The 26,970-nt window shown below is 67.7% G+C and carries 27 protein-coding genes; 14 read left to right on the top strand and 13 right to left on the bottom strand.

Annotated elements, in window-relative coordinates:
- Positions 1-57: 57 nt before the first annotated feature.
- Positions 58-459, bottom strand: a complete 402-nt coding sequence (locus HF576_RS05320) for a nuclear transport factor 2 family protein (protein WP_168911690.1) — start codon at positions 457-459, stop codon at positions 58-60.
- Positions 460-540: 81 nt separating this feature from the next.
- Here HF576_RS05320 and HF576_RS05315 point away from each other — a divergent pair, with 81 nt between their 5' ends.
- Positions 541-903, top strand: coding sequence for a winged helix-turn-helix transcriptional regulator (locus HF576_RS05315; RefSeq protein WP_168911689.1), 363 nt, complete (start codon positions 541-543; stop codon positions 901-903).
- Between the two features lie 141 nt (positions 904-1,044).
- Positions 1,045-1,776, top strand: coding sequence for an MBL fold metallo-hydrolase (locus tag HF576_RS05310; RefSeq protein WP_205834729.1), 732 nt, complete (start codon positions 1,045-1,047; stop codon positions 1,774-1,776).
- Between the two features lie 173 nt (positions 1,777-1,949).
- On the opposite strand, the gene HF576_RS05305 is transcribed toward HF576_RS05310, so the two are convergent.
- From HF576_RS05305 to HF576_RS05280, 6 genes are all read right to left on the bottom strand, one after another.
- Complete coding sequence (locus HF576_RS05305) at positions 1,950-2,141, bottom strand: hypothetical protein (RefSeq protein WP_168911688.1); 192 nt, start codon at positions 2,139-2,141, stop codon at positions 1,950-1,952.
- A 31-nt stretch (positions 2,142-2,172) separates the two neighbouring features.
- The gene (locus HF576_RS05300) at positions 2,173-2,943 is read right to left on the bottom strand and encodes an SDR family oxidoreductase (RefSeq protein ID WP_168911687.1); all 771 of its coding nucleotides are present in this window, start codon (positions 2,941-2,943) and stop codon (positions 2,173-2,175) included.
- 141 nt (positions 2,944-3,084) lie between these two features.
- Entirely contained in the window at positions 3,085-3,984 is a 900-nt protein-coding gene (locus HF576_RS05295) for an arginase family protein (protein WP_168911686.1), read from the bottom strand.
- A 28-nt stretch (positions 3,985-4,012) separates the two neighbouring features.
- On the bottom strand, positions 4,013-4,891 hold the full coding sequence (locus HF576_RS05290; RefSeq protein WP_168911685.1) for an alpha/beta fold hydrolase: 879 nt from the start codon (positions 4,889-4,891) through the stop codon (positions 4,013-4,015).
- Between the two features lie 140 nt (positions 4,892-5,031).
- Positions 5,032-7,551, bottom strand: a complete 2,520-nt coding sequence (locus HF576_RS05285; RefSeq protein WP_168911684.1) for an ABC transporter permease — start codon at positions 7,549-7,551, stop codon at positions 5,032-5,034.
- Positions 7,551-8,327, bottom strand: a complete 777-nt coding sequence (locus HF576_RS05280) for an ABC transporter ATP-binding protein (protein ID WP_168911683.1) — start codon at positions 8,325-8,327, stop codon at positions 7,551-7,553. The genes HF576_RS05285 and HF576_RS05280 overlap by 1 nt, the downstream gene beginning before the upstream one ends.
- A gap of 119 nt (positions 8,328-8,446) precedes the next feature.
- On the opposite strand from HF576_RS05280, the gene HF576_RS05275 reads away from it, so the two are divergent.
- Positions 8,447-9,238, top strand: a complete 792-nt coding sequence (locus HF576_RS05275) for a TetR/AcrR family transcriptional regulator (RefSeq protein ID WP_168911682.1) — start codon at positions 8,447-8,449, stop codon at positions 9,236-9,238.
- On the opposite strand, the gene HF576_RS05270 is transcribed toward HF576_RS05275, so the two are convergent.
- Positions 9,196-11,550, bottom strand: a complete 2,355-nt coding sequence (locus tag HF576_RS05270; protein ID WP_168911681.1) for a glycoside hydrolase family 65 protein — start codon at positions 11,548-11,550, stop codon at positions 9,196-9,198. The two genes, HF576_RS05275 and HF576_RS05270, sit on opposite strands and share 43 nt — an antisense overlap.
- 203 nt (positions 11,551-11,753) lie before the next feature.
- Here HF576_RS05270 and HF576_RS05265 point away from each other — a divergent pair, with 203 nt between their 5' ends.
- The 6 genes from HF576_RS05265 to HF576_RS05240 all read left to right on the top strand — a co-directional run bounded on the left by HF576_RS05265 (position 11,754) and on the right by HF576_RS05240 (position 16,803).
- Positions 11,754-12,080, top strand: coding sequence for a cupin domain-containing protein (locus tag HF576_RS05265; RefSeq protein ID WP_168911680.1), 327 nt, complete (start codon positions 11,754-11,756; stop codon positions 12,078-12,080).
- Between the two features lie 238 nt (positions 12,081-12,318).
- Positions 12,319-12,756: a hypothetical protein gene (locus HF576_RS05260; RefSeq protein WP_168911679.1), complete on the top strand. Its 438-nt coding sequence runs from the start codon at positions 12,319-12,321 to the stop codon at positions 12,754-12,756.
- A gap of 76 nt (positions 12,757-12,832) precedes the next feature.
- Positions 12,833-14,020: a sensor histidine kinase gene (locus HF576_RS05255; RefSeq protein WP_168911678.1), complete on the top strand. Its 1,188-nt coding sequence runs from the start codon at positions 12,833-12,835 to the stop codon at positions 14,018-14,020.
- Positions 14,017-14,685, top strand: a complete 669-nt coding sequence (locus tag HF576_RS05250; RefSeq protein WP_168911677.1) for a response regulator — start codon at positions 14,017-14,019, stop codon at positions 14,683-14,685. The genes HF576_RS05255 and HF576_RS05250 overlap by 4 nt, the downstream gene beginning before the upstream one ends.
- 134 nt (positions 14,686-14,819) lie before the next feature.
- Positions 14,820-15,404, top strand: a complete 585-nt coding sequence (locus tag HF576_RS05245; protein ID WP_168911676.1) for a dihydrofolate reductase family protein — start codon at positions 14,820-14,822, stop codon at positions 15,402-15,404.
- Positions 15,405-15,501: 97 nt separating this feature from the next.
- Positions 15,502-16,803, top strand: coding sequence for an MFS transporter (locus HF576_RS05240; RefSeq protein ID WP_240948638.1), 1,302 nt, complete (start codon positions 15,502-15,504; stop codon positions 16,801-16,803).
- Between the two features lie 61 nt (positions 16,804-16,864).
- On the opposite strand, the gene HF576_RS05235 is transcribed toward HF576_RS05240, so the two are convergent.
- The 4 genes from HF576_RS05235 to HF576_RS05220 all read right to left on the bottom strand — a co-directional run bounded on the left by HF576_RS05235 (position 16,865) and on the right by HF576_RS05220 (position 20,061).
- A complete protein-coding gene (locus HF576_RS05235; protein ID WP_168911674.1) occupies positions 16,865-17,239 on the bottom strand; it encodes a VOC family protein in 375 nt (124 codons plus the stop codon).
- 68 nt (positions 17,240-17,307) lie between these two features.
- Positions 17,308-18,006 carry a glycosyltransferase gene (locus HF576_RS05230; RefSeq protein ID WP_168911673.1) on the bottom strand — a complete coding sequence of 233 codons (699 nt, stop codon included), beginning with the start codon at positions 18,004-18,006 and terminating at the stop codon, positions 17,308-17,310.
- A gap of 94 nt (positions 18,007-18,100) precedes the next feature.
- A complete protein-coding gene (locus HF576_RS05225) occupies positions 18,101-18,973 on the bottom strand; it encodes a MurR/RpiR family transcriptional regulator (RefSeq protein WP_168911672.1) in 873 nt (290 codons plus the stop codon).
- Positions 18,970-20,061: a serine hydrolase domain-containing protein gene (locus tag HF576_RS05220; protein ID WP_168911671.1), complete on the bottom strand. Its 1,092-nt coding sequence runs from the start codon at positions 20,059-20,061 to the stop codon at positions 18,970-18,972. The genes HF576_RS05225 and HF576_RS05220 overlap by 4 nt, the downstream gene beginning before the upstream one ends.
- Positions 20,062-20,202: 141 nt before the next feature.
- Here HF576_RS05220 and murQ point away from each other — a divergent pair, with 141 nt between their 5' ends.
- The 5 genes from murQ to HF576_RS05195 all read left to right on the top strand — a co-directional run bounded on the left by murQ (position 20,203) and on the right by HF576_RS05195 (position 25,311).
- Positions 20,203-21,153, top strand: coding sequence for an N-acetylmuramic acid 6-phosphate etherase (gene murQ, locus HF576_RS05215; protein ID WP_343234168.1), 951 nt, complete (start codon positions 20,203-20,205; stop codon positions 21,151-21,153).
- Positions 21,150-22,436: an ABC transporter substrate-binding protein gene (locus HF576_RS05210; RefSeq protein ID WP_168911669.1), complete on the top strand. Its 1,287-nt coding sequence runs from the start codon at positions 21,150-21,152 to the stop codon at positions 22,434-22,436. The genes murQ and HF576_RS05210 overlap by 4 nt, the downstream gene beginning before the upstream one ends.
- Positions 22,437-22,547: 111 nt before the next feature.
- Positions 22,548-23,426, top strand: a complete 879-nt coding sequence (locus tag HF576_RS05205) for a carbohydrate ABC transporter permease (protein WP_168911668.1) — start codon at positions 22,548-22,550, stop codon at positions 23,424-23,426.
- Positions 23,426-24,322: a carbohydrate ABC transporter permease gene (locus HF576_RS05200; protein WP_168911667.1), complete on the top strand. Its 897-nt coding sequence runs from the start codon at positions 23,426-23,428 to the stop codon at positions 24,320-24,322. The genes HF576_RS05205 and HF576_RS05200 overlap by 1 nt, the downstream gene beginning before the upstream one ends.
- On the top strand, positions 24,319-25,311 hold the full coding sequence (locus tag HF576_RS05195) for a BadF/BadG/BcrA/BcrD ATPase family protein (RefSeq protein ID WP_168911666.1): 993 nt from the start codon (positions 24,319-24,321) through the stop codon (positions 25,309-25,311). The genes HF576_RS05200 and HF576_RS05195 overlap by 4 nt, the downstream gene beginning before the upstream one ends.
- 7 nt (positions 25,312-25,318) lie before the next feature.
- Here the strand turns inward: HF576_RS05195 and HF576_RS05190 are convergent, their stop codons facing one another.
- On the bottom strand, positions 25,319-26,899 hold the full coding sequence (locus HF576_RS05190) for a fibronectin type III domain-containing protein (RefSeq protein WP_168911665.1): 1,581 nt from the start codon (positions 26,897-26,899) through the stop codon (positions 25,319-25,321).
- Positions 26,900-26,970: the final 71 nt, after the last annotated feature.

Raw genomic sequence — 26,970 nt, 5'->3', positions numbered from 1 at the left:
GATCGACGCGGGGCAGCGGCGTCGCGGCGACTGCCCCGTCGTCATCGAGTGTCTAACTCACGGCGTGCCCCAGAACCTGTCTTCGGCCGCCCCGTCTTCCGAGAACAGATGCACTTCGACGATTTTCCCGTCCCGCACGGTCAGTAGGTCGACTCCTGCCATATCCATGGACGCGTCCGAGCGGCTGCCGGAGAATCGCACGGGCACGGCGACGAGCTCGCCGTTGACCATCGAGGAGCCGGTCACGTCAAGACGGAACGTCCCTTCGCTGGCGGCCATCATGCCGCCTAACAGCGCGCCCACGCCACCGATTCCGGAATGGTCTCCGGAGAACCGGTTCGCGCCGGGCTGGTGCCACACCACAGTAGTGTCCAGCAGCTCCATCGCCGCAGACACGTCGCCTCGGCCGAGGGCCTCGAAATAGGAAGCGGCAACCGCCGCGGGACTTTGTACGCTCATGTCGGTCTCTTTCGTCGTGAACTATCGCCTCATAGTTTCATTTGGTAACTTGTTACCTCAAGGTAACTGGGAGGAGGGTAGATGGCTCAGCCCGAGTGGAATGTGATGCTCGCTTCCTGCCCGTCAAGAACCTCGCTGGCACGAATCGCGAACAAGTGGACCGCCATGATTGTGATCGCCCTCAGCGGCGGCCCGCTGCGGTTCGGCGAAGTGCGCACAGCCGTCGAAGGCATCTCGGGGAAAGTGCTGGCCGACACCCTCCGAGATCTCGAACGCGACGGTGTCGTCACCCGAACGGCTTATGACGAGATGCCGCCACGTGTGGAGTACCAACTCACGGATCTCGGGCGCACCTTGCAGGAACCCCTCGCGGCGCTCGGGCGATGGGCGGAGCAACACATCGAGGAGGTCATCACGGCGCGAACCGCGTATGACTCGCGTTAGTGCATGGAACTCCACCCGATCACGAATCGTCACGGCGTGTGTGGCTCATAATGGCGGGATGACAGCGCCCGCCGTTCCTTCCCACATGCTCTTCGGCGACGCTGATGGGTTGACGGAACTGTTCGTGAAGGAGCATCGCGCATGACGGTCATCCCGACTCCGGACCTCATGAGTATCGCCGCGAACCTCTATCGGCTGCGCATTCCTGGCGGACAGGCCCACGCGCTGAACAGCTACATCTGGGTCGGCGCGGACGGAGTGACGTTGATCGACGCGGGCTGGCCCGATAGCGCCGAGCTCATCGCGGCCGCTATCGAATCCGTCGGGAAGCATCGCAGTGATGTGATTCGGTTGGTACTCACCCATTTTCACGACGACCACGCGGGATCTGCTGCCGAGATCGCGGAATGGCGTCCCGGCATGGTCGTTGCCGCCGGCAAGGCCGATTCGGACGTCATCCGCGGACGGGTCACGGGCGAAATGCCTACCCTCACAGAAGCGGAGCGAGCGATCCATCCGGGCTTCGAGAGGCCCCCGATGGCGCCGCCGTGCCGCGTCGACCTCGAGCTCACCGGCGGCGAGGTTCTGCCTGTCGGACGTGCCGGCGCGCGTGTCATCTCGACCCCCGGCCACACCCCGGGAAGCATCGCATTGCACTTGATCGACGAGGATGTGGTGCTCGTCGGCGACAGCGTCGCCGAGTTCGAAGGCGAGGTGATCCTCGGCGTTTTCAACAGTGACCGTGGCAGCCTCCGAAGGTCCGCGGCAACGCTGGCATCGACCGGCGCGACGATCGCCGGCTTCGGCCACGGCGACGTGGTTGGCGCAGAAGCTGCTCAGCGCATCGCAGCCGCGTCGGACCCGTTCGCCTAGCGAGGCACCGGAGACGGTCACCGACGGTACGACAACACGCCTACCCTCAAGGTGCAATCTGCCGGATCGCCACGAGGCCGGGTCACGGCGTCAGCCTCTCGAATCGTCTGTCGCCCCTTCCAAGTCTTGCGGGCCAGCCGACCGGGGGCACCGGGGCCTGAGCTGGAGCGTGGTCAGTAGTCGACGTGCGCTTCCTTCGAGATGTCGAGGTCCGTTTCTGCCGCAGACCACGCGCTGAGCGCGTTGTCGAGCTGTCGTCGGAGCCACGCGGCAGACAATGACTCAGCCTCGAGGAGTGCCAGGGCTTTCAGTCTTTCGTCGACCGTCCCCGCGAGATCTTCGGGCTCGAAGCGAGTGGATACCATGCGATGAACCTCTCTCTAGCGATCACGCGTCTCAGCGTGTTCCGACAAGTCTGCGCAGGCCCTCTTCATGCACCCACGAATCCAGCGTCGTGACGGCAGAGAGCGAAGGCGAACTCGGAAGCAGGTGGTCCCCCGAGACATTGAACCCCACAAGCGTGGCGTCATCATCCTCGACCACATAGCGCGGGTCGTTGTCGACCCGCAGAACACGGTTGACGAAATCCGGGAGCAGCATCTGCTCCGGACCACCGACGTCTACGGAACCGGCGAGCGGCCTCCCCATCGCCAACTCCACGAGCGCGTCGGCGACATCCGACGCTGCTACAGGCTGCACCGGCCTCGGCGGGAGGTGGACCGTGTCCTCGGTCGTGTTCCACTCCGCGATCCTGCGCGCGAAGTCGTAGAACTGAGTGGATCGCAGGATCGAGTAGGGGATGGGGCCCGACACCACGGCTTGTTCCTGAACCCCCTTTGCAGCGAAGTATCCCTCTTCGCCTGCATGGTCCGCGCCGACGATCGAGAGGACCAGGTGATGCTTCACGCCGGCTCTCTCCTCAGCCGCCAGCAGATGGCTCGTTGCTTCTTCGAAGAACGAACGTGCGGCGGGGCCCGAAAGATCGGGCGAGTTCGTCACGTCGATCAGGACGTCCGCGTACTCGAGCGCCGCGTCCAGACCTCGACCCGTTCTCGCGTCCACGCCGCTCGCCGGCGAAGCCACGACGACGGCTTGGGCTCGCCGCTCCAGCTTGTCAACGACCTTCCGGCCGACGTGGCCGGTCCCACCTAACACCACGATCCGCATTCTGGCTCGCTCCGTTCTGGACGCGACACGTGTTCGTGCGGATGGCGTCCTCAAAGTACAGACCACGGAACAGCACGATGTGTGACGGCGCGAGCAGAGTCTCCGAGTGGAGCTGAAGGATCTCGCCTGGCCTCGTTCGCCCTAGCCAGTGCCCATCGAGACCACTGCCGAGGCGAGAATCTCCACCAGAAGTGCCGCGTGTTCCCCGCGTGGGTCGAGGTCGGGGTCGAAGACGGTGACCGAGATCCCGGCGGCGTTCGGGGCGAGGGCAGAGACGAGTTCGATGAGCTGGTCGGGGTTCAGTCCTCCCGCGGCCGGGCTGTCGACAGCGGGCATCCATGCGGGGTCGAGGACATCCACGTCCAGCTGAAGCCAGTAGCCCGAGGGACCGGCTGCTCGGGCGATGCTCTCGGCGACGTTCGTCATGCCGAGGTCCATCGCCCGTCGCGCAGGGATGACAGCGCCGAGCAGAGAACTGGCTTCGTCGAGATGCTCGTCGTCGGCGCGGCATCCCACCTGCGCCACCCTCGCGGCGCGGAAGTACGGACCGCGGTCGTCGATGTCGGCGAGCTCGGGCCAGTGAAGCCCCACGCTTGCGGCGAGGTCCTCGCCGGCGACACTCGCGCACAGCCGGCTGTTGCCCGGATGCCGGAAGTCGGTGTGGCCGTCGATATGGATGAGTCCTGCGTCGGGCAACTGGGCCATGGCGAGGCCTACTCCGAGGAGAAGGCTGCAATCTCCGCCGATCACGAGGGGATGATGGCCGTCAGCAAGGATGGACGTGAGACGCCGAGCGAGTCGGCGAGCGTGGTCCACGATCGCCGCCTGGTTGCGCACCTGCCGCTGAGGGCGGTTGCCATCGTCGTCGACATAGCGCCCCGGTAGAACCACCCCGGCATCTACTGCGCCGTGCGCGAGTAGACGCCGGTGAAGGCCTGCCTCGCGCAGGGCTTCGGGGGCCTTGCCCGCGCCAGGGACGCCTCCCGGCTCCGGTGGACGAAGTCCGAGGTTCGTGGGGGATGAGAGCAGCGCGATCGCCATGTGTACGGCTCCGGTCCAGGTGCATCCGTCACTGTCGGGATGCGCCGACTTCGAGTATGAAGTCGTTCATGAGGGCGGCACACTCGGCGGAATGCGTTTCGAGTAGAAGGTGGCCTGCGTCGAAGAGGTGCATGTCGAGGCGTTCCAGCTCCCGGTGATATGCCAGCACCTCCTCGATCTCGAAGAAGACGTCGTGGCGCCCCCACAGCAGCAGCGCGGGTGGTTGATGCCGCTCGTGGAACTCCGAGATGCGGGCGAACTCCGCGACGTGGTTCGCGTAGTCCATGGCGATCCGGAACTGGACTTCGACGCCGCCCGGTTGGTTCATCCGTTCCCAATCGGTGTGCCACCCCTCCGGTGCGATGAGCGGCTGGAGCCGGTCCGGCACGCTGAGGTATTGAGCCCGAGTGCCTTCGAAATCGAGATACTCGGGCATCTGTGCACGGCGCTCGGGTGTGGGATCCGCCCAGTACGCGCGGACGGTGTCCCATGCCTCGCCGAGACCTTCTTCGTGCGCGTTGCCGTTCTGGATGATGAGCCCGAGGACACGGTCCGGTTCCGCCAGTGCGAGGCGATACGCGATCGGCGCGCCGAAGTCGTGCACGTAGAGGAAGAACCGCGACAGTTCCAGCTGGCGGGTGAACGCATCGATCGTCCGCGCCATGTTCTCGAAGGTGTGGTCGTAGTCCTGCGGCACCTCGGTGAATCCGAATCCGGGCAGGTCTGGCGCGATGACATGGGCGACCTCGGCGAGTGGCGTCATGACGTCTCGAAAGGAGTGCGAGGAGCTCGGGAAGCCGTGGAGCAGCAGCAGTGCGGGAGTCTCGGAGGTTCCCGCTTCGCGGTAGAACACTCGAGAGCCTTGGATCTCAGTGAAGCGGTGCTTGGTCTTTCTGACGGTTCTCATCGGTGATCCTTCCGCTGATGTTCCGATCGTGGCAGATGTCGATTCCCGGGTCGACGCCCAAGACGGCTGCCACCGGAGCCGGCCGGCCTGGCGGCGCGCCTGTCGGCTCAGCTCTCGCAGGGCTTGCCTCAGGCACCGTCTCACAACGGCCCCGCAACCCCATCGACCGCGCGACCGGCTGTCGCCCGTCGTCCGATCATGCGCGTGATCGGAAGCACGAGAACTCCGACCACCGCCAATGTCGCTGCCACGATGAGCAGAGCGCCTCCCGTGACCATCGAGCCTCCGACGGCAAGAGCAGTCGGGCCCACCGCCGCAAGCGCGACGACGAGGCCGAGTAGCGTGCCGGTGATGGCAAGGACCGCGGTCTCGGACGCCAGCACCTGCGCAACCTGCCGACGTGTCGCACCGGTCAGGCGCAGGAGCGCGAGTTCCCGTCGTCGCGCCAGGATCGTGACGGTCAGTGTGTTGATGACGGCGATCGCGGCATATGCGATCGTGATCGCCACCATCAGGCTGTTGATGATCGTCTGGACCCCCAGCCCTGCGGCGGCCATGCCGGCGATGGTGCGCGCGTCGCCGACGTGAACGCCTGCCGAGCTCGAGAACTCCGTGCGGAGCGCCTCTCGCAGTTCGCTCTCCGAAACGCCGTCCGCCGCTCGCACGAGCACCGTCGATGCTTCGCGAGGCGTGGTGTGGGGGGCGAGCAGGTCGGCGGGCATCAGGATCCGCTCGTATCCGATGCGGTCCGGATATGTCGCTACGAGCCGCAACGTGTCGGCTGAGCCATCGCCGAAGCGGAAGAGCACGTCGTCGCCGATCGACAGGCCGAGCTCCTCGGCATTCCGGGTCGGCAACGCGATCGACGCGCCGGTGAGATCCGCCAACGTGCCCTGCTCCGCGCGGAAGGTCGTCACCTCGGCAGTCGTCAGGCCGGTCACGCTCCAGGGGCGGTCCGGGTGAGAGGCGTCGTAGGGCTTCTCGATCCATCCGCCGCTCAGGATGACAGGCCCGGCGGCTTGTGCAGCATCCAGCGCGCCCGCCCGCTCGCTGACTCGTTCCGCCTGTCCGGGGGCCTGGATGACGGCGTCCGCGCGGAATGGAGCGACTGCGGCCGCGAGCGCCGCCCCGCGTTGGATCTCCTGCGAGGCCAGGTTGCCCACTCCGATGCCCACCACGAGCGCGATGCATGCCGTGACCGTGCTGAGTTGCCCCGACCTCAGGCGCAGGCTGTCGGATGCCACGACGCCCAGGGGACCTGATACGGATCGCACGATCGGGCGCAGCAGCGCGTTTGCCACCCGCAGCCACACGGGGGCGAGGAGGGCCGCAGAGATGCTCCCGGCGAGGACCGCCGGTCCGCTCGTGGCGGTCACGAGGGCCGGCGGCATGAGGGCCGTGATGATCGCGAGTGCGATCGCCCCCATCCCGAAGATCACGCCGAAGATCCATCTCGTCACGCCGACGCGCACCTTCGGGACGGCTGCTTCCTGCAGAGCGTCGATGGCGCGTGACCTTCGAGCGCTGCGCGAGGCGGCTGCTGTGGCGAGGAACAGGACGAGCAGTGGCGCGATGGCTGCGATCGCGACCGGGATGACCCCCACTTCGAGCTGCAGGGTCGGAGGAAACAGGCCGACTGCGGACACGACCCCGAACACGCTGGCCGTGATCGGGTATCCGAGCAGCACGCCGATGCCTATGCCGGCGACGCCGATCACCATGGTCTCGATCATGATCACTCGGCGGGCCTGCTTCCCGGTCGCACCCGTCGCGCGGAGAAGACTGATCTCGCGAGAGCGCTGACGCACCGACAGCGAGACGGTGCCCGACACGATGGTTGCCAGGACCACCAGCACGATGCCGGCGAAGACCGCTCCGGTGACGATGGCCGGGATGCGGGAGGCAGACACCGCGGGATTCTCCGCCGCGCCACGGCCATCGCCTTCGAGAACGACCACATCGGCAACCGACGCGTGAATGGCTTCACGGACCTCGGCGCGATCCGCTCCGGCGGCCGGATCCACGGCGATTGCGTCGACCGACCCTGATCCGCTCGCCTTGGCCGCCGCTTCATCCGAGATGAAGACAGTCTCCGGCGAGTGAGCGTCGCCGAGGATCCCGACGATACGCCGCTCTTGCTCCTCACCGCCGATCGTGATGCTCACGGCGTCACCCTCCGTCAGCGAATACGCCTCCGCCAGCGAGGCGCTGAGAGCGACTGTTCCGGCGTTTCGCGGCAACTCGCCCGAGCGCGTCTCGTACGGCCCGGCGGCCGCAGATGACGCGTTCTGCACGACGACCGGCTCCAGGTCGTCTTCGTGTCGAACGTGCCCTTGGATCAGGTAGACGGGGACCGCGCTCTCGACTCCCTGGATGCCGTCGAGCGTGGACGCAGCAGCAGGGTCGATCCGGCGCCTCTCCGGGAAGGGCCGATAGTCGGTGGTCCGATCGCCCTCGGGTGACAGCATCACGTAGTCGGGGCTTCCGATGACGATCATCTCCGCGCTGGAGAGGCGGTCGGCGGGAGCGGTGAGCCGGATGCCGGTCTCGAAGAAGCCGCCCGCCGTCATCACGAGCGCCGCGCCCAGGGCGGTGGAGATGAAGACGGCGACGAACGCGGCAAGACGGTACCGGATGCTGCTGAGAGCGATGGCCCACATCAGCGCACCGCCATATTGCTTGCGACGCGGGTCAATGCGCCCGACACCGTCTCGGGCGTAGGCGCCTCGAGCGAGGTGGCGATGTGGCCGTCGACAACAATCACGACCCGGTCGGCGTACGACGCGGCGATGGGATCGTGGGTCGTCATCAGGATCGCCTGGCCATGCTGCGTGACCGAATCACGCATGAGACGGAGAACGCTCGCTGCGGTAGCTGTATCGAGCGCTCCGGTGGGTTCGTCGGCGAACAGCACTTCGGCGTGGCTGGCGAGAGCGCGGGCGATCGCGACCCGCTGCTGCTGACCGCCGGACAGCTCCCCAGGGCGATGATCTGCGCGGTCCGCGAGTCCGACCCGTTGGATGGCTTGTAGGACGGCGGCATCCTCCGCACGCCTGCCGGCCAAGAGCATCGGCAACGCCACGTTGCGCTTCACCGTGAGCGCGGGCATGAGGTTGAAGGACTGGAAGATGAAGGCCGCGTGCGCGCGGCGGTACTCGGTGAGTTCGTCGTCCGACATGCCGCTCAGATCCCGTCCGGCTAGGAGCACCCGCCCCGACGTGGGCACGTCGAGCCCTGCCGCGCAGTGCAGCAGGGTGCTCTTGCCTGAGCCGGAAGGTCCCATGATGGCGGTGAACGAGCCGCGCGGGACCTCGAGCGACACGCCGCGCAGAGCCTCGACCGTCCGTGCGCCGGAGTTGTACGTCTTCCTCACATCTCTGAGCGCGATCGCCGCGCCGCTGTCATCCGTGCGATCTTCCGCTCGTTTCCTGCTCATCAGTCCTCATCTCGTTATTTGTGTGACCCATGCACAATATCGAGATCCGAGCGGTCGAGGAGGGGGGATAACCCCCGGTTTGCGCCTCGGCGATCGGAGGAGCGTGGTTACATCAGTAGATGTCGCAGTCGGAAGCCGCAGGACCAGCAGAAGGGCTGCCACCCGCTCTCCGCCGGGCCTGGGGTGCCCGCGCACCGAGGGGCGCGCGGGGAAGACGCGCCTCGCTCGACATCGACACCATCGTCATGCGTGCGGTTGAGCTTGCAGACGCAGGCGGCGTCAGCGCGTTGTCACTGGTCCGCTTGGCGGACAGCCTGAATGTCACACCGAACGCGCTCTATCGCTATCTCGATTCCCGCGAAGAGCTCGACATACTGCTTCGTGAGTACGCGCTCGCGGACCCGCCTTCTGCAGCTCCCCACGACGACTGGCAGGCGGCCGCCCGCGATTGGGCGCATCGGCTTCGCGCTCGATACCTTGCTCACCCGTGGCTTGCTGATCTCAGGTTGACGGTGCCGATCACCCCGAACGCCCTGGGTTGGCTTGAAGCGTTGCTCGCGAGGCTGGAAGGCAGCCCACTCGGCACTGCCGAGACGATCCGAGCGGCCACTCTCCTGGACGGATACATCCGGGCGCAGTTCATCTCGCAGCGCGACGTTCGAGCATGGGCAGAGGACCCGTCATCGGAAGACGGCGACCTGACCGGGCAAGTCCTTCCGTTCATCGATGCGCGGGGCTACGACCGCGTCGCAGCGCTGTTCCGCGAAGGCGTCTATCGGGAACCCACGAAGGAGATTCACGACCGCGACTTCGAGTACGGCCTTGATCGGATCCTGCTGGGTCTTTCCTTCGCCGAAGGTTCGCAGGATCACTCGCCCGCGACATCCCGCGGAGCGCGCCCGCGCGGCTGAGACGGCGTCGCGCTGGGGGCGGGCAGCGCCGGAGTCGGCAGCTCGAGCGGAACACCCGCCTCGACGGTGTGCAGCACACCGAAGTGGCGCAGGTCGAGCGGGGCGCCGGCTGAGAGTCGGTAGGTGGTCGCATCCGGTTCCACGTCCACGCGCAGCGTGCGACCCTCCACCAGGATGCCGAATGACAGGCGCGACATCGGCACAGTCAGCCGCGGCGCGAACTGCAGGCCGTTCTCGCCGTCTCGCATTCCCCCGAACCCGCAGACCAACGCGTTCCACACGCCCGCGAGCGCGGCGATGTGCAGCCCATCGTCGACGTTGTCGTGCAGGTCGTCGAGATCGATCGTCGCCGCCTCCATGAGGTAGTCCATCGCCAGCCCGAGGTGGCCGACCCGCGCCGCCACGACCGCCTGTGGGGAGGCCGACAGCGACGAGTCGCGTACCGTCAGCTCCTCGTAGTAGGCGAACGCCCGCGCTGTCTCGTCCGATGTGAACGCTTCCGGCACGAACTGGAGCGCGAGCACCAGGTCGGCCTGCTTCACGACCTGCTTGCGATACAGGTCGAAATACGGGAAGTGGCTGTGCAGCGGGTACTGCGCGGTCGTCGTGGCGTCGAAGTCCCACCGCTCCTGCTCGGTGAACCCCGCCGACTGCTGGTGCACGCCGCGCTCGGCGTCGAACGGGATGTGCAAGGCCGACGCCGCAGTCTCCCACCCTGCCACCTCTTCATCCGAGACCCCCAGGGCACGGGACTGCTCCGGATGCCGCCGCGCGGCCGCACCCGCGGCGCGGAGGTTCTTCTGCGCCATGAGATTGGTGAACACGTTGTCGTCGACGAGCGCCGAGTATTCGTCGGGACCGGTGACGCCGTCGATGTGGAACGAGCCGCGGTCGTCCCAGCGGCCAAGGGCGACCCAAAGGCGAGCCGTCTCGACGAGGATCTCGGTGCCGTAGTCGCGCTCGAATTCGGCGTCGCCGGTCGCCGCAACGTAGCGGACCACCGCCGCCGCGACGTCGGCGTTGATGTGGAATGCGATCGTTCCGGCCGGCCAGTAGCCTGAGCACTCCCTGCCGTCGATCGTCCGCCAGGGGAAGGCGGCGCCCGCCAGATGCAGCTGCTCCGCCCGCCGGCGCGCATGGCCGATCGTCGCGTGCCGCCACAGAAGGGCGTCGCGCGCGGCCCCGGGTGCGGTGTAGATGAGGACCGGCAAGACGAAGGCGTCGGCATCCCAGAAGGTGTGCCCTTCGTAGCCCGCTCCCGTGAGCCCTTTGCCGGGAATCGATCGCACCTCGGCGCGTGCCGCCGATTGCAGCACCTGGAACATGGCGAAACGCACGCTCTGCTGCAGCCGTGCAGAGCCCCCGATCCTGACGTCGGCGCGGGACCAGAAGTCGTCGAGGTACTCCCGCTGCTTCTGTGCGATGCCGTCCCAGCCCAGGCGCATCGCCGCCTCCACGGCGGCTTCGGCGCGATCGCGGAGCGCGGCATCCGCCAGCGAATCGGACCATTCGTGGCCGACGAGCTTCGTGAGACGGATGCTGCCGCCGGCGCCGAGCCGTGTGTTCACGGTCGTGCGGGCGAGATCGGGCGACGTCTCGCTGTCCACGCGGGCGTCGCGCGCTCCCGAGATCTGGTGGTCGACGGCCACGGCGACGGAGATCCCGCTCCGCTGGGTGCGGTGCAGCAGGGTGGCACGGGCTCCGCCGGCGAAATGGCCGACGGAAGCGAGCGGCTGACGCAGCGGCTCCATCACGCGAGGATCGGGGTGGACGTCGGGCAGCGGCTCGTTTGCGACGATCTCGGAGAGCAGCGTCACCTCGACCGGCGCGTCGATCGCGGTGACCTCGTAGTCGACGGCGGCCACCGATCGGTGGGCGAGCGACACGAGGCGCGACGAGGTGATCCGCACCGTGCGTCCGGCGGGGGAGGTCCACTCCACGACGCGGCGCAGGACGCCGGCGCGGAAGTCGAGGAACTGCTCGTGGGTCCGCAGCCTTCCGGTCCGGATGTCGAAGGGCTCGTCATCGACCAGCAACCGGATGATCTTGCCGTCCGGCACGTTGATCACCGTCTGACCCTGGTCGGGATAGCCGTAACCGTCCTCGGCGTACGGCATCGGGTGCTCCTCGAACACTCCGTTGAGGTACGTGCCCGCGGCGCCGCAAGGGTCGCCTTCGTCCAGGTTCCCGCGCCAGCCGAGGTGGCCGTTCGAGAGGGCCAAGACCGACTCGCGGTGCGACTGCCCCGCCTCCTCCCAGGCCGACCAGCCGATACCCCACTCGACGACGTCGAATCCCTGCCCTCGACTCATCCCTGATGGCTCCCTTCGTTCGACGTCTCGTACGCTACGGCGTCCCTCCCACGCCTGCTCAGGGGTTGACAGGGTTGTGGCACGACGGCGATAACGCGCGGAGCGCCGACGCGTGAGTCCCGCAGCGAGGATCCCCCCGTTCGGTGCGCGCATCGCCGGGATGCGGTTCACACGACGTCGTCCAGCGAGGCACAGTGGAGCACATGGCTATTCCGATCATCGAGCAGTCCGCCCTCGGCGGGGACTTCGAGGGACTCGCGCAGGGTTCCGAGGTCTCCTTCTTCCTGGAGCGCATCGAGCGTGAAGGTGCCGGCCCGCGGCTGCATCGCCATCCGTACAGCGAGACCTTCGTGATCCGGTCCGGGGCGGCACGCTTCACGGTCGGCGACGAGCAGGTCGTGGCGAGCGGAGGGCAGATCCTCGTCGTTCCGGCACTGGTGCCGCACCGGTTCGCCGTCGTCGGTTCGGAGGTCTACGAGGCGATCCACATCCACGCGAGCGAGCGCTTCATCACCGAGTGGCTCGAGTAGCCCTTCCGCGCTGGGGATTCACGCGGAGATCGACGACCCGGTCACGTCGACGCAGATCTCGGCGTGGTGGTGATGGCCGCAGTCACGTCCTCGTCTCCGGCGGCAGTGCGCGGCCATGTCATGACCAATGGCACATGTCTGTCCGGGCGCGCGCTCCTAGCGTCGGAGCATCGGCCGACGCGGAGTGAGGTCTGACGTCAGCAGCTGCGTCGGCAGCCGGGAGCCCAAGGAGACAGGCATGAACAGCTCGAACACTCAGAACTCGGTCGAACGCGGTTACCGCCTGTGGTTCCTGATCGACGGGGTCGTCACCGGCGCGAACGCGGCGGCATACCTCGTCCTCAGCCAGGTGCTTCCGGGGCTCCTCGGGTCGACGGCGGTGCTGTACCTGACGGTGGGCGTCGTCCTCGCCCTGGTGACGGCAGGGCTGTTGACGGTCGCATGGTCGAAATCGCGACGAGGGACCCTTGCGGTTCTGCTCATCTTCATCAACTTCGCGTGGGCGGCAGCGTCGCTCGTGTCGGCGGTGGCCAACCCGTTCGGCTTCACCGCGATCGGCGTGATCTGGACCGTTGCGCAGGCGATCATCGTGCTCGGCTTCGGGCTTCTGCAGGTCCGCGCGCTCCGCGCGGCCCGCGTCGGTCAAGCAGATGCGCTGCGGATCACGAAGGTCTGACGATCGCGTGAAGACGGGCAACGGGACGTGACTGCTGGCACTCTCGCTCCGATTTGCGCATCCGTAGACTACGGCCATGGTTCCCGCGAGAAGGGCGCGTTGGACGACACAGCGAAAGCTCGCCTGGGCGAGCATCGCGTGCGCGGATGTTCCGGCCATCATCGTTCTGCTGGAGTCGACGCTCACCGACTTCGCGGGGCCCACACTGCCGTGGGTGTGGTGGTCCGCATTCGTGCTGTTCATCCTCACGTTGATGCTCGTCCACGGGATCCTGCCCCGGTCGAACCGGGTGCCAGTGAACGCGCTCCTCGTCGCGCTGATCGCGCTGGCCGTCACCCTGGTCGCCTTCTATCCGGAGCAAGGGTGGAACGCCCTCCTGTTCGTGGTGACGGCGGCGGCGATCTCGTTCTTCTGGGATCTGCGCACCGTCATCGTCGTCGCGGCAGCGCAGACGGCGACGGTCGGGGCGATGTTCGCGTCTGCGGGTTGGCCGCTGGCAGACGTACTGATGGGGATCTTCGCTTACGCCAACTTTCAGGCGTTCGGGGTCCTGATCGTGTTCGCGCTTCGCAGCGAAGCCCACGCCCGGTCCGAACTGGCGGTGACCAACGCGGAACTCCGGTCGACCGCTGCGCTGCTCGAGATGACGAGCAGGGAGGCCGAGCGTCTGCGCATCGCGCGCGACCTGCACGACCTCGCCGGACACCATCTCACCGCGCTCTCGCTCGAGCTGGAGGTGCTCATGCACCTCGTGCGTGAGGGCGCGGAGAGGGAACACGTTGAAAAGGCCCGACGCATCGCACGGGATCTCCTCGCGAGCGTCGGGGTCGCCGTGAGTGAGATGCGGGAGGCGCCGAACTCGATCGAGCCCGCACTTCGCTCGCTGACGGACCAGATCGCGGCACTCGATGTCAGCATCCTGGTGCACGAGAACGAGCCGATTCGAGACGAACATGCCGTCATCGTGATCCGCTGCGTACAGGAGGCGATCACGAACTCCATGAGGCACTCCGATGCGACCAGACTGGACGTGGTCGTCGATGCCGAGGCGCGCGGCATCCGGGTCTCCATCGTCGACGACGGGAGCGGCTCGGCCGATGTCGTCCGCGGGAACGGGTTGAACGGGATGGCCGAACGATTCGAGGGCGTCGGCGGAACCCTCGAGGTGGGTTCCCCAGCCGGCGGAGGATTCAGGATCGTCGGCACCATTCCTCTCATCGTGCAACCTCCCGCCGCTCGGCAGAGCGCGGACGCGTCGCCATGATCACCCCGATCCGGATCGTCGTGGTCGACGATCAGACACTGGTGCGAGAGGGGATCCGCAGTCTGCTCGCCCTCAGCTCGGATGTCGAGGTCGTCGGAGAGTGCGCCGACGGCGACGAGGCGCTGCGATTCCTCGCCGTGCACGAGGTGGATGTCGTCCTGCTCGATCTGCGCATGCCCGGCCGCGACGGAATCTCGACCCTCCAGGAAATGCGCGAACGAGGGATCGACACGCCGGTGCTCGTGCTGACCACGTTCGATGACGACGACCTCGTTCTCGCAGCGCTGCAGGCCGGTGCAAAGGGCTACCTCCTGAAAGCGGTGACGCTCGAGCAGCTGCTCGGTGCGGTGCGCACGCTCGCGGCCGGTGGAACCCAGGTGCAGCCGTCACTCACCGACCGGCTCCTTCGAGCGGTCGCTCGAACGGAGACGGCGGCCCAGCCCCCGCACGACCCGCTGACGAGCCGCGAGATCGACGTCCTCAGGCTGGCGGCAGCGGGCTGGTCGAACCGGCAGATCGCGCAGGGACTGCACTTGGCGGAAGGCACCGTGAAGAACCACATGTCGAGTGTGCTGCTGAAGCTCGGCGTCAACGATCGGGTCAAGGCGGTGCTGAAGGCTCTGGAGTCAGGGCTCCTCGTGACTCACCCGAGCGACGGCGGCTGACACATCCTCCGGATGCGCCGCGGGCCGAGTGCAGTGGTGACTTCTGGCACCTGTGTGCACCACACCGCCCCGCCTACCGTGTAGTCGACAGCTGCTCGCACGCCGCGGGGAGCGCGATCCCGAGGAGTGCCGCGATGACCGCCACCTATACGTTCGACGTCTTCTCGACTCTCGACGGGTACGGGTCGTACGGTGCCGAGGGCGACTGGGGCGCGTATTGGGGCAAGCAGGGGCCGGAATTCATCGCCCGCCGCTTGTCGCTGTACCAAGCCAAGCAGCGGATGGTCTTCGGGGCGAACACCTATCGGCAGTTCGTCGAGCTGCTGGGTCCGAGCACCGACGGGGCGGACGCGAACGACCCCAACACCCGCATCCAGAACATGCCCGCCACGGTCGTGTCCAGTTCACTCCACGGCCCCCTCGACTGGCCGGGCGGGGTGGATCTTCAGTCCGGAGATGCCGTCGACGTCGTCAGCCGGCTCAAGGCGGACTCCGCGGTGCCGTTGCGCTCGCATGGGAGCCTGTCGATGAACCGTGCACTGATGGCGGCGGGCCTGGTCGACCAGATCCTGGTGACCGTCTTTCCTGTGATCAGCGGGCTGACCGGAACCGCGCCGATCTTCCGCGGTGCTGCTGACTTCGACCTCGAGCTCATCGAGGCCCGGACGCTGGACGGCCACACGCAAGAGCTCACTTATCGGCCCACGCTGCATCGGTGATGATCGCATGAGTGAATCGCCGGCGACCCGGGCTCCGGCCGTTGCGTCCGATACTGCGGCCACTTCTCCGCCACGCCCCCCGTCCGGCGGATTCCGAATGTTCCTGCAGGTGCTGGTCAACACCGCAGCGGCCAACATCACGACGAGCTTCCTGTGGTTCGCGCTCACCTTCTGGATCTATGCCGAGACCCGCAATGTGCTCGCCACCGGGCTCATCGGCGGCGCGTACATGTTCTTCGTCTCGGTGTTCAGCGTCTTCTTCGGCACTCTCGTCGACCGCTTCCGCAAGAAGGCCATCATGGTGTCGGCGACCGTCGCGGCGCTGGCGGTCTTCGTGGTCGATTCGGCGTTCTTCTTCGCGGTAGGCGGAGACCAGATCCTCGATCCCGCCATGCCGTGGTTCTGGATCTTCGCGATCGTCATGCTGGCCGGGGCCGTCGTCGCGCAACTGCGCAGTGTCGCACTGTCGACCACCGTCACGCTCCTGGTTCCCGACGAGCGCCGCGCGAAGGCGAACGGCCTGGTCGGCACTGCGCACGGAATCGGGATGCTGGTGACCAGCGTGTTCAGCGGCCTGTCGGTGGGATTCCTCGGAATGGGGTGGACGCTCGTGATCGGGGTGACGGCCCTCGCGGCCACGCTGATCCACCTGCTCCCGTTGCGGATACCCGAGCGCGAGATCGTGCGCACCGAGCAGCCGGGCGGCTGGGTCGACATCCGCGGGGGCTGGCGTGCCGTCCGCGCGGCGCCAGGGCTGCTGGCGCTCGTGCTCTTCACCGCACTCAACAACGTGTTCCTCGGCGTGGCGATGGCGGTCACCGATCCGTACGGCATCGATATCTTCGGTGTTCAGGCCTGGGGCGTGTGGTTCGCCGTCGCATCGACAGGATTCATCGTCGGCGGGGCCGTCATCGCAGCACGCGGACTCGGCACGAATCCGGTTCGCACGCTGCTGCTGGTCGCAGCGCTCATCGGGGCGGTGGGAGCGCTGTGCACCATCCGCGAATGGGGTTGGCTCTTCGTGGCCGGGTGGTGGGTGATCATGGCCCTGATTCCGGCCGTCGAGGCCGCCGAGCAGACCGTGATCCAACGCGTCGTCCCCTACGAGAGGCAGGGTCGCGTCTTCGGCTTCGCGATGATGTTCGAGGCCGCATCGGCCCCGATCATGGCGGTCTTGATCGCACCGCTGGCCCAGCTGTGGGTCATCCCGTATATGCGAACGGACGCCGGCCGACAGCAGTGGGAGTGGCTTGTCGGTGCGGGGGATTCGCGCGGCATCGCCCTGATCTTCCTGGGCGCCGGGGTGATCTGCACGATTCTGGCCCTCGCAGCCCTCGTCACGCCGCAGTACCGCCTGATCTCCGCGCAGTACCGGAAGACAGCGCCGTCCATCCATTGATGCCTCACGGTCGCCTGCCCGGGAACGGGAACGGCTTCCCTTTGTGACCCTCGTCCTCGATTCAGCGCCCGCTCTCGTGCTCGGTGATCCGCCAGTAGTAGCCGCTCGGGTCGAGCAGGCGGAAGTCCGTGAGGCCCCAAGGCCGGGGGGTCAAGTCCTCGTCGAGCGGCCATGCGGAGTCGAGGACTCTTGCCCGTGCCGCCTCGAGGTCGGCGACCTCGAGCACGAGCTCCACTCCGGTCGGAGGTCGTCTGCTCGCAGTGTCAGCCGGTGCACGGCGCGCGGCGCCGACGCGCACGCCGCCGAGCTGCAGCGAGACGTACTCCCACGCTGTCCCTCGCTCATCGCGCAGAAGGGTGAACCCGAGAACCCTGCAATAGAAGTCGACCGTCGCATCGAGGTCGTCCGGGAAGATCTCGATGCGTAGACCGGTCATGGGGGTTCATCTCCCTCGCTTTGCCGGCAGTCCGCTCGCTGCGGCCGATCTGCCCGGATCCTCCGAAACTAGCGGTACTTCGCCATCGTCAGCTGGTTCGTGCGGCGGTACCCCGCGAGCTTGCGTGGCCGAAGCGTCCGCTCGACGGCGATCGTGACCACCATGTCGGGCTCATAGGCGATGCGCATGCCGGCCTGCCGCAACGCCAGAGTCACGTCCAGGTCCTCGCTGATCGCGCCATCGCCACTGGTGACGACATTCCGGATGGCGGCCCACGCCGCACGCCGCACGGCCATGTTGTGGCCGTACATCACAGGTCCGCTGCCGATCATGACCTCGTGGACGGTGCGGAAGAGGCCGTACATCCCGCGCCCGACCACGCGGTCGTCGGTCGAGAGCTTGGTGAACCCTGCCGGTCCGGCGAGGCCGGCCAGCTCGGGATCAGACGCGAACGCGTGCCGGATCGCTCGTGCCCAGGCCGGGGTCACGAATGTGTCGGCGTCGATCCGGGCAATGACCTGCGAGGTCGCGGCGTCCATGCCGGTGTTGCGCGCGTACGTGATCCCCCTTCGGCGCTCGGTCACGACTTTCACACCGGCCCACGAGCTCGCAACCGCCTCCGTCTCGTCCGTCGAGTCGTTGTCGACGACGATGATCTCGTCGACGGGGTCGATCTGCTCAGCCAGAGCGCGCAGACATGCCCCGAGCATCCTCGCCTCGTCTCGAGCCGGGATGACGACGCTCAGGCTGAGCCGCTCACCGATCACGGGACCGACGCTACGCAGCGGACGCCCGGTTGGGAGACCGTTGACAGTGGCGGATGCGTCGAGTAGATCTCGCCGGTGAGCGTGGACGATCCGGTCAACGACCGCCGTCGAGCCGGTGCCCTTGCACCGCGTCGTACGTTCGCCGCAGCAGGTCGCCGACGCGGTCGATCTGGCCCTGCAGCAGCCGCACGACGAGGAAGTCGACGATCGCCATCTGTGCGAGCCGGCTCGACATCGCGCCGGTGCGGTAGCGCGACTCGCGCGCGCTCGTCACGAGCAGATGATCGGCAAGCTCCGAGAGGGGGGAGTCGGGGTAGTTCGTGATGGCGACGGTCGTGGCGCCGCGATCGCGCGCGAGACGGAGGATCTGATTCGCCTCGAGCGTCTGTCCGGAGTGCGAGACGGCGATGGCGAGGTCGCCAGGGCCAGTCAGTGCCGCCGAGGTGAGCGCGAGGTGGGCATCCGACCAGCAGAAGCTCGAGACGCCGATGCGGTGGAGCTTCAGGTGCAGATCCTGTGCGGTGAGCCCGCTCGACGCTGCGCCGAAGACTTCGATGCGGTTCGCGGTGCTGATCGCGCCGACGACGGCGTCGAGGGCGTCGAGGTCGAGGCTGCGGGCCGTCTCCTCGATGGCGCGCGCCTCCTGATACGCGACCTTGGTGACGACATCCAGCGCGGAATCGCCTGCGTCGATCTCTGCGTCGTCGACGCGGAACAGCTCACGCGCCGCCTGCTCCCGGCTGTGGGCCGCCGCGATCGCGATCCGGAACTCCTTGTAGCCGCCGAAGCCGACCGCACGGCAGAAGCGCGCGACCGACGTGGGGGAGGTATCGGCAAGCTCGGCCAGTCGTGTGATGGTCGACTCGACGACGATCGACGGTCGGTCGATCACCATCTGGGCGATGCGGTTCTCGGCTTTCGACAGCGACGGCATCCGCTGGCGCAGCGAGACGAAGACGTCGGTCATGGGTCCACTCCCAGCGCTGCAGCAGCATCGGCGACCCGGCATCGCATCGCCTGGATCGGCTCTGTCGAACCTCGCAGTGGATGTACCCGGTTGCTGACGAATACTACCGAGCGGCGACCGCCGGCCTCCGCTGCGACAGCCGTGCCCGTGAACCCGGTATGCCCGACGGCGGGGGAGCGCAGACCACGCATCCACTCCTCGTCGATGCGTGGCCCGAGCGCTTGGCGGTAGTCATCACCGGCGATCGCAGATGGCGTGGTCATCGCGCGCACGACGGCCGGGGCGAGTGCGCTCTCACCGGGGGGAAGGCGCAGCGCCTCGGCCAGTTTCAGCAGGTCCCGCGCGGTGCCGAACAGGCCCGCGTTGCCTGCCACGCCACCGAGCGCCCATGCCGTCTCGTCGTGCACTTCGCCGTGCACGAGCCCGCGTCCGGGCTGATGCTCCGTCGCGGCGACCCGGGCGTGCTGGTCCACGGCGGGGCGGTAGCCGGTGTCGTGCATTCCGAGTGGCTCGAGCACGTGCCGCTCAGCCAGGACGTCGAGGGATGCTGCGCCGAGCGTCTCGGCGGCAAGACCTGCCCAGATGTACCCGACGCAGGAGTAGCGGTGCGAGCGACCGGGCTCCTCGACCGGCCGAGCTCCGGCGCGGAAGCGCACTGAGCCGGGGTCCGGGGCGCGGTCGAGCCATTCGGCGGGGAAGCCGGCGGTGTGACTGAGCAGGTCCGCGACCGTGATCGCTTGCAGGCTCGCCTGACGGAACTCCGGCAGGAACTCGCCGACGGGGATCGACGGGTCGGCACCGCGCTCGTCGAGCAGCGTGAGCAGGGTCGCGGCGGTGACGAGCTTCGTGACCGAGGCGAGGTCGAATCGGGTCGTCGCGTCGACCGCGGCGCCGGGCTCCGCCGCAGGCTCGCCGGGTGCGTTCCACACCCGGGTCCTTCCCGCGGAATGCTCGACGGCGATCTCGCCGTCCACCGCGATCACGACGGCAGCCGCACCGTACACACCTCGGGATGCGCCCGATTCGAGGAGTTCGGCGACGCCGGTACGACGCCCACCCGGCTCAGCGGTCCCATCGAAATCGAGCATGTGGAAAAAATAACCGAACGACTTCACAATTGCGACAGTTTTGTCCATACTGGGTTCTCGACCGCCCGAAGACGTGAAGGACATACCCGGCCGATGCCCACGCAACCATCCTTGCTCGATCGCTCAGAAGGCGATGACCGCGTGCTGTCACCGACCGAGGCGCGCCTCGCGGCGTCGACCGATCTGGACGCGCTCGCCAGCGTCGAGGTGCTGCGGCTGCTCAACGCGCAGGACCGCGTGGCCGTCGACGCCGTCGACGCCGTGCTGCCGCAGCTCGCCCAGGTGGTCGACATCGCCGCCGAGCGTTTCCGCCGCGGCGGCGTCATCCACTACTTCGGAGCCGGGACGTCCGGCCGGCTGGGAGTTCTCGATGCCGCCGAACTCCTGCCGACGTTCAATCTCGAACCCGGCCGCGTCGTCGGTCATATCGCAGGGGGTGAACGAGCACTCGTCCATGCGGTCGAGGACGCCGAGGACTCGGATGCCGACGGCCGTGCAGACGCGGCGGGAATCGGCGCCGACGACGTCGCCATCGGTCTGGCGGCGAGCGGGAACACGCCGTACGTGGGCGGTGCCCTGGCGACCGCGCGAGCGGCCGGCGCCTACACGGTGCTGATCTCGAGCAACCCGCATGCCGCGCTCGCGCCACTGGCCGATTCGAACATCGTCCTGGAGACCGGAGCGGAAGTGCTCACCGGGTCGACGCGACTGAAGGCCGCCACCGCGGAGAAGCTCGTCCTCAACGGGTTCTCCACCGCGCTCATGGTCGCGGTCGGACGGACCTGGTCGAACCTCATGGTCTCGGTCGTCGCGACGAACGCCAAGCTCCGCCGCCGCACGGTGAGGATCCTCCAAGAGGCCGCCGGCCTCGACGAGGACGACGCCCGTGCGGTTCTCGCCGCCGCCGACGGCGAACTCAAGACCGCGATCGTCTCGGCGCTCGCCGGCACCGATGCGAGCGCGTCGCGCCGGCTGCTCGACGACCACGACGGATCCGTGCGCGCGGCGCTGGCCGCGGCATCCGATATCGACATCCACAGCACCGATGAATCACCACCGCAGTCCACCCACACCGAAGGAGAATCACAATGAGGCGACGTATCCTCACCACCGCCGCGCTCGTCGCCGGCTTCACCGTCGCGCTCAGCGCATGCGCGCCGAGTGCCAACAGCGGCGACCAGGAGGGGTCCGACGAAGAGGTCACCCTCAAGGTCTGGTCGTGGCGCACCGAAGACGTCGAGGCGTACAACAAGATCTTCGACGTGTTCGAAGAGGAGCACCCTGGCATCACGGTCGAGTTCGAGGCGTTCCAGAACACCGAGTACAACCAGATCCTCACCACCGGCCTCGCCGGTAGTGACGGGCCCGACGTGCCCATGGTGCGCGCGTACGGTCAGCTGCAGCCGAACATCGAGGCCGGGCAGCTCGAGCCGATCGACGGCGAGGTCGAAGGGCTCGACGACATCGCCGAAGGCGTCCTGGCCGGAGCCAAGGGCAAGGCCGACGGCAAGACGTATGCGGTGCCGCTGGCGACGCAGACCCTGCAGATGTTCTACAACAAGCAGATCTTCGAGGAGCAGGGTCTCGAAGTGCCCACGACGTGGGAGGAGTTCATCGACGTCAACGAGAAGCTCCTCGCCGCGGGCATCACGCCCATGGCCCTCGGTGCGAAGGACGACTGGATCCTGCCGATCTTCGCCGACATCATCGGCAGTGCCCGCTACGGCGGCTCGGAGTTCGAGCAGAGGGTGCTCTCGGGCGAGACCGACTTCACCGACCCCGACTACGTCGCGTCGCTGGAGCTGATCACCGATGTGCAGAAGTACCTGACGCCCGATGTGGTCGGTGTCAGCTACACCGACAGCCAGATCCAGTTCTCGTCGGGCCAGGCCGCCCAGTTCCCCGGCGGGTCGTTCGAGATCGCCACCTTCCGCAACCAGGCTCCGGAGCTGGAGCTGGGTTCGTATCAGGTGCCGCTCCCGGAAGGGGCCGTGCTCGACGCACCGGTGTCGCCGGCGTATGCCGACGGCAACTTCGCCGTCAACTCCAAGTCCGAGAACAAGGAAGCCGCGTTCGAGCTGCTGAACTGGCTCGCGACTCCCGAGTTCGGGCAGCTGGTGGCCGACGAGCTCAACCAGTTCTCGGCGATCCCCGGCGTGACCTACTCCGACGAGGTGATGCAGGAGGCGTGGGACAACTACGAGAAGGGCCAGGCCCCGTACCTGCTGCTGGTCGACTTCCGTTATGGTGAGCCGCTCGGAACCGCCGTCCTCGGCACCGAGATCCAGAAGATGTTCCTCGGCGAGGTCGACGCGGCAGGCGCCGCTGCGGCGTTGCAGGCCGGCATCTCGCAGTGGTTCACTCCTGGCGAGTGACCAGCCCGATCACACCCATCTAGGAGCCACGAAGACCATGTCCGCCATTGCCGTGCCGAAGGTGCGCGCCAAACGCGTCACCACAGGCGTGACCCTGTCGCGGCGGCGGGCATGGTCTTCGTCCTTCCCGCGCTCGTGCTGTTCGCGGTGTTCATCGCGTACCCGCTGCTCACCGCGCTCAGCTATTCGTTCTTCTCGTGGACAGGCATCGTCCGGGGTGACTTCGCCGGACTCGACAACTACTTGACGCTGTTCACGCAGCTGCCGTACAGCACCGACATCCCGAACGCGTTCGTCCACAACATCCTGCTGTTCGTCGGCGCGATGGTTTTCCAGAACACGATCGGACTGGCCCTCGCGACCCTGCTGCACCGGCAGCGCCGGTTCAAGCGGTTCTTCCAGACGATGTACACGCTTCCGTATCTCGTGTCGCCGCTGGTGATCGGATACCTCTGGTCGCTCATGCTGTCGCCGCTGTTCGGACCGTTGAACGCGGTGCTGCGGGCGGTCGGGCTGGACGCGCTGGCGCAGCCGTGGCTCGGTAACCCGCAGACCGCGATCTGGGTCGTCGTCATCGTCACCGCGTGGCAGTGGATCGGGTTCCCGGTCCTGCTGTACGGCGCCGCGCTCGGGGGCATCCCGGAAGAGATCGACGAGGCGGCATCACTCGACGGTGCGACGTCATGGCAGCGCTTCCGTACGATCACGCTGCCGATGCTCCTGCCCGCGATCGGCACGGTCAGCGTGCTGACCTTCATCGGCGCGATGGAGGCCTTCCCGATCCCGTACGCCCTCGGTGGGTCGCAGGGCAACCCGGCGGGTGCGACCGACGTGCTGAGCCTGCTGTTCTACCGCACCGCGTTCGAATCCGGATCGTCCAATGCGATCGGAACGAGCTCGGCGATCGCCACGCTGCTGTTCCTCTTCATCTTCGGCGTCTCGATCCTCATCACCGTGCTCCTTCGCCGCGTAGAACGGAATCTCGTCTGATGACCGCGACGCTCAGCCCGCCGCGATCCGGCACACCCACTGAGGACCGCCGCGCCGCTCCCCGTCGCGGGCGTCCCCGTGCCACTTTGGGCGGATTCGCGACGAGCGGCTTCCTGTGGCTGTACGCCGCGATCTCCATCGCGCCTCTGCTGCTCATGGTGTCGAATTCGCTCCGCACCTCGCAGGACATGGCGCAGCATCCGCTCGGTCTGCCGTTGCCCCCGAACTTCGCGAGCTATCCGAAGGCCTGGGTCACGGCATCCTTCGAGACGTACTTCTTCAACTCGATCTTCGTCACGGTCGCGTCGGTGCTCCTGTCGACGGCGGTCTCGCTCCTCGCGGCCTACGCGTTCGCGCGCACCCGGTCGAAGCTGTTCACGACGCTCGAGGGGCTGTTCCTCTCCGGTCTCATGCTTCCGGTCTACCTCGCGATCCTGCCGCTGTTCTTCCTGCTCGACTCCATCGGCATGATCTCGAACCTGTGGAGCCTGATCCTCGTCTACGCCGCGCTCGGCATCCCCTTCTCGACCTTCGTGCTGGCGAGCTTCTTCCGGCAGCTGCCGATCGAGCTCGATGAGGCGGCGCGGCTGGACGGAGCGGGTCCGTTCACGACGTTCTGGCGCGTTCACCTGCCGCTGGTCAAGCCGGCGATCGCGACGGTGATCGTGTTCCGGTTCGTGCCGGTGTGGAACGACTTCTTCTATCCGCTGATCCTGATCCGCGATCGTGACGCCTACACGCTGCCGGTCGGCATCACCCGGTTCTTCGGGGAGTATCAGACCGACTGGGCGACGCTCTTCGCGGGGCTGACCTTGGCGACGATCCCGCTCGTCGTGCTGTTCCTGTTCGCCACGAAGCAGATCGTGTCGGGGCTCACCGCCGGAATGAGCAAGTGAGCGTCGTCCTCGGAATCGACATCGGAGGCTCGGGCACGCGTGCAGTCCTGGCGGAGAGAACGGGGACGGATGCCACGGCCCTGACACTCGGGGGAGTCCTGACCGGCGACCCCATCGGCGTGACGGCGACGGGCAGCACGGTGCCTTCAGCCGCGCTCGCACTCGTGCGGCGGGTGGCTGAGGCGTGGCCCGATCGGATCCGCGAGCTGACCGGGATCGGCGTGGGCGCGACGGGGGTGGCGACCCTCGTCGAGCGGCCCGCGGACCTGGTCGACGCCCTCGCGGCCGAGGTCGCCGCGCTGACCGATCGCCGCGTGGGGGTCGCCGTCGCCATCGACGCGGTCACCGCCCATCTGGGTGCCCTCGACGGTGAGCCGGGTGCCATCGTCGCGCTCGGTACGGGAGCGATCGCGTTCGGCACGGACGGCGCGGACATCTGGCGCCGCGTGGACGGTTGGGGCCACCTCCTGGGAGATCGAGGCGGCGGAGCCTGGATCGGGATGCACGGACTGACGGCCGCGATGCGCGCGCACGATGGCGTGGATTCCACCGGCGAGGTGCTTCTCGACGCGGCCCGAGCGCGCTTCGGCGAGCCGCTCGCATGGCCCGCACAGCTCTACACGCGCGACGACCGGGCCGGCGTGCTCGCGTCCTTCGCGGCCGACGTCGCTCGCGCCGCTGAAGCGGGGGATGCCTGCGGCACCGAGATCATGACGCATGCCGGCCGGGAGGCCGCTCGCAGCGCCGTCGCCGCGCTCGACCCGCGGCTGCCAGCCGTCGTCGCGGCGACGGGTGGCGTGTTCCGTCCCGGCGAGACGCTCGCCCTCGCGTTCGAACGTGCGCTGACCGAGCTTCGGCCGGGCGTCGAGGTGCGCGCTCCCGCGGGCGACCCGTTGCTCGGCGCGGCGATTCTGGCCGAGCGCGTCGCGGCCGGGCGGATCGCGACGCACGCGCCGTACGTCTGGGTCGGCGGAACGCCCGGCGCGTGAGCCGGCGTCAGCTCGCGTCGGTCCTGACCTCGGTGCCCGCGGACGCCGCGCGCACCCGAGCGCGGCCCAGACCGGCGGCGGCAGCCCCCGCGGCGAGCAGGACCGCTGCGGTGAGGATGCCGCTCGGCGAGCCACCGCTCGCTGCGAGCTCCGAACGCCCTCCGGTGCCTGACGGAGACGCCGGGGAGGCGGGCAGCGCGACCGGCTCGCTCTCGGCGGCGCGGCCGAGTCCGACGGCATTCACCGCTGCGACGCGAAATCTGTAGGAAGCTCCGGAGGAGAGACCGGCCAGCGTCAGGTCGCGGGCATCGGCGGCCGCCTGACTGGACTGCACGACGGTGCCGTCGGACTGGATCGCGCTGACGACGAAGCCGGTGATCGGCTCCGTCGCTGCAGCGCCCGTGACGCCGCCGGTGTGGCTCTCGCCGTCTGCCCAACGCACGGTGACAGCGCCGCCGTCGGCGATGTGTGCGACGACGGATCCCGGTGTGGGCGGCAGGCCGGCCACCGGACCGATCACCACGCCCCCGCTGACGCTGTTGAAGCCGACGACGTGCTGCGTGTAGAAGTGGTTGCCGGCGTTGAAGATCGCATCGGCGGGATTCATGTTGGGCGCGATCGTGAACTGGCCGTAGCGGATCGGCAATGCGTCCGCCTGCGTCACCCCGGCGAACGGCTCCGTGGTGGGGGAGACCGACCATGCAACCGTGGCGCCGGTCTTCACCCAGCCCTCGAGCTGGATGCCGGAGCCCGGGATGGGTGGAGCCGTCGATGGATCGACGACGGGATCGAACTCGTCGCCGTGGATGATCCCCAGGGTCTGGCCCGTGTCCAGGACAGTGGTGTTGCAGTCCTGCGCGAACTGTGGGCCGGCTGTGATCGTCCAGCAGAGCATCGGGTCGAGAAAGACCCGCTGCCCATTCGGCTTCACCTCGGAGGCCTTCTGCGTGCGCTGGATGACCGTGTCCTGCGGGGCGGGCTCACCGATCGGGCCCAGTCGTACGTGCGGGCTCGACCCCGTGAAGTCGACGGTGAAGCCCTCGTCGAGGCGTCCCGGCATCTGGTCGATGGCCGTGTAGATCAGGTTGGCGTCCCCGCCGGGGTAGTGCTGGATTCCTGGACCGATGCCGAGGACGCCCCTGGTGCCGGTGCCGGCTCCCGGGCATGCCGTCGGGCATTCCGTGCCGTTGACGAACGCGACCTCGCGCTCGGTATCGACCCCCTGGATCGTCACCGTGGCATGGGCGAGGAACCCCCTCACGCTGGTGCCGTCGTAGTTCTCACCCGCGGGGATGTCGGTGTTGACCACCGGCGTCGCCGGGTTCTGGATGGCGCCGGGGTCGAGGACGAGTCCCGATGTGCCGGTGTCGACCGAGACGAAGATCGGGTCGCTCCCGTTGACGGAGATGTACGTGGCGGGCAGGAAACTCCCGCCCGTCTCGATCAGAACGACAGGGATGTCGAGATATTCGGGGATCGCGGCATCGTCGCCGGTCTCGGCAGCTGCGGATGGGGCGACGATGAAGAGCGACAAGCACGCCACGAGCACTCCCCAGACGGCGCCGCGCGCGCGCTCGATTCCGTGCATCCGCGATCTCCTCTCGCTCCCCGTTGCAGAGCGTAGCGGGCGCGCCGCCGACGCGTCGATGACCGATTTCC

Source organism: Microbacterium salsuginis, from assembly GCF_012524205.1.
GTDB classification, from domain to species: Bacteria; Actinomycetota; Actinomycetes; order Actinomycetales; family Microbacteriaceae; genus Microbacterium; species Microbacterium salsuginis.
Note: the sequence above shows the minus strand (reverse complement) of the source record. Positions and strands in the feature narration are given on the sequence as shown.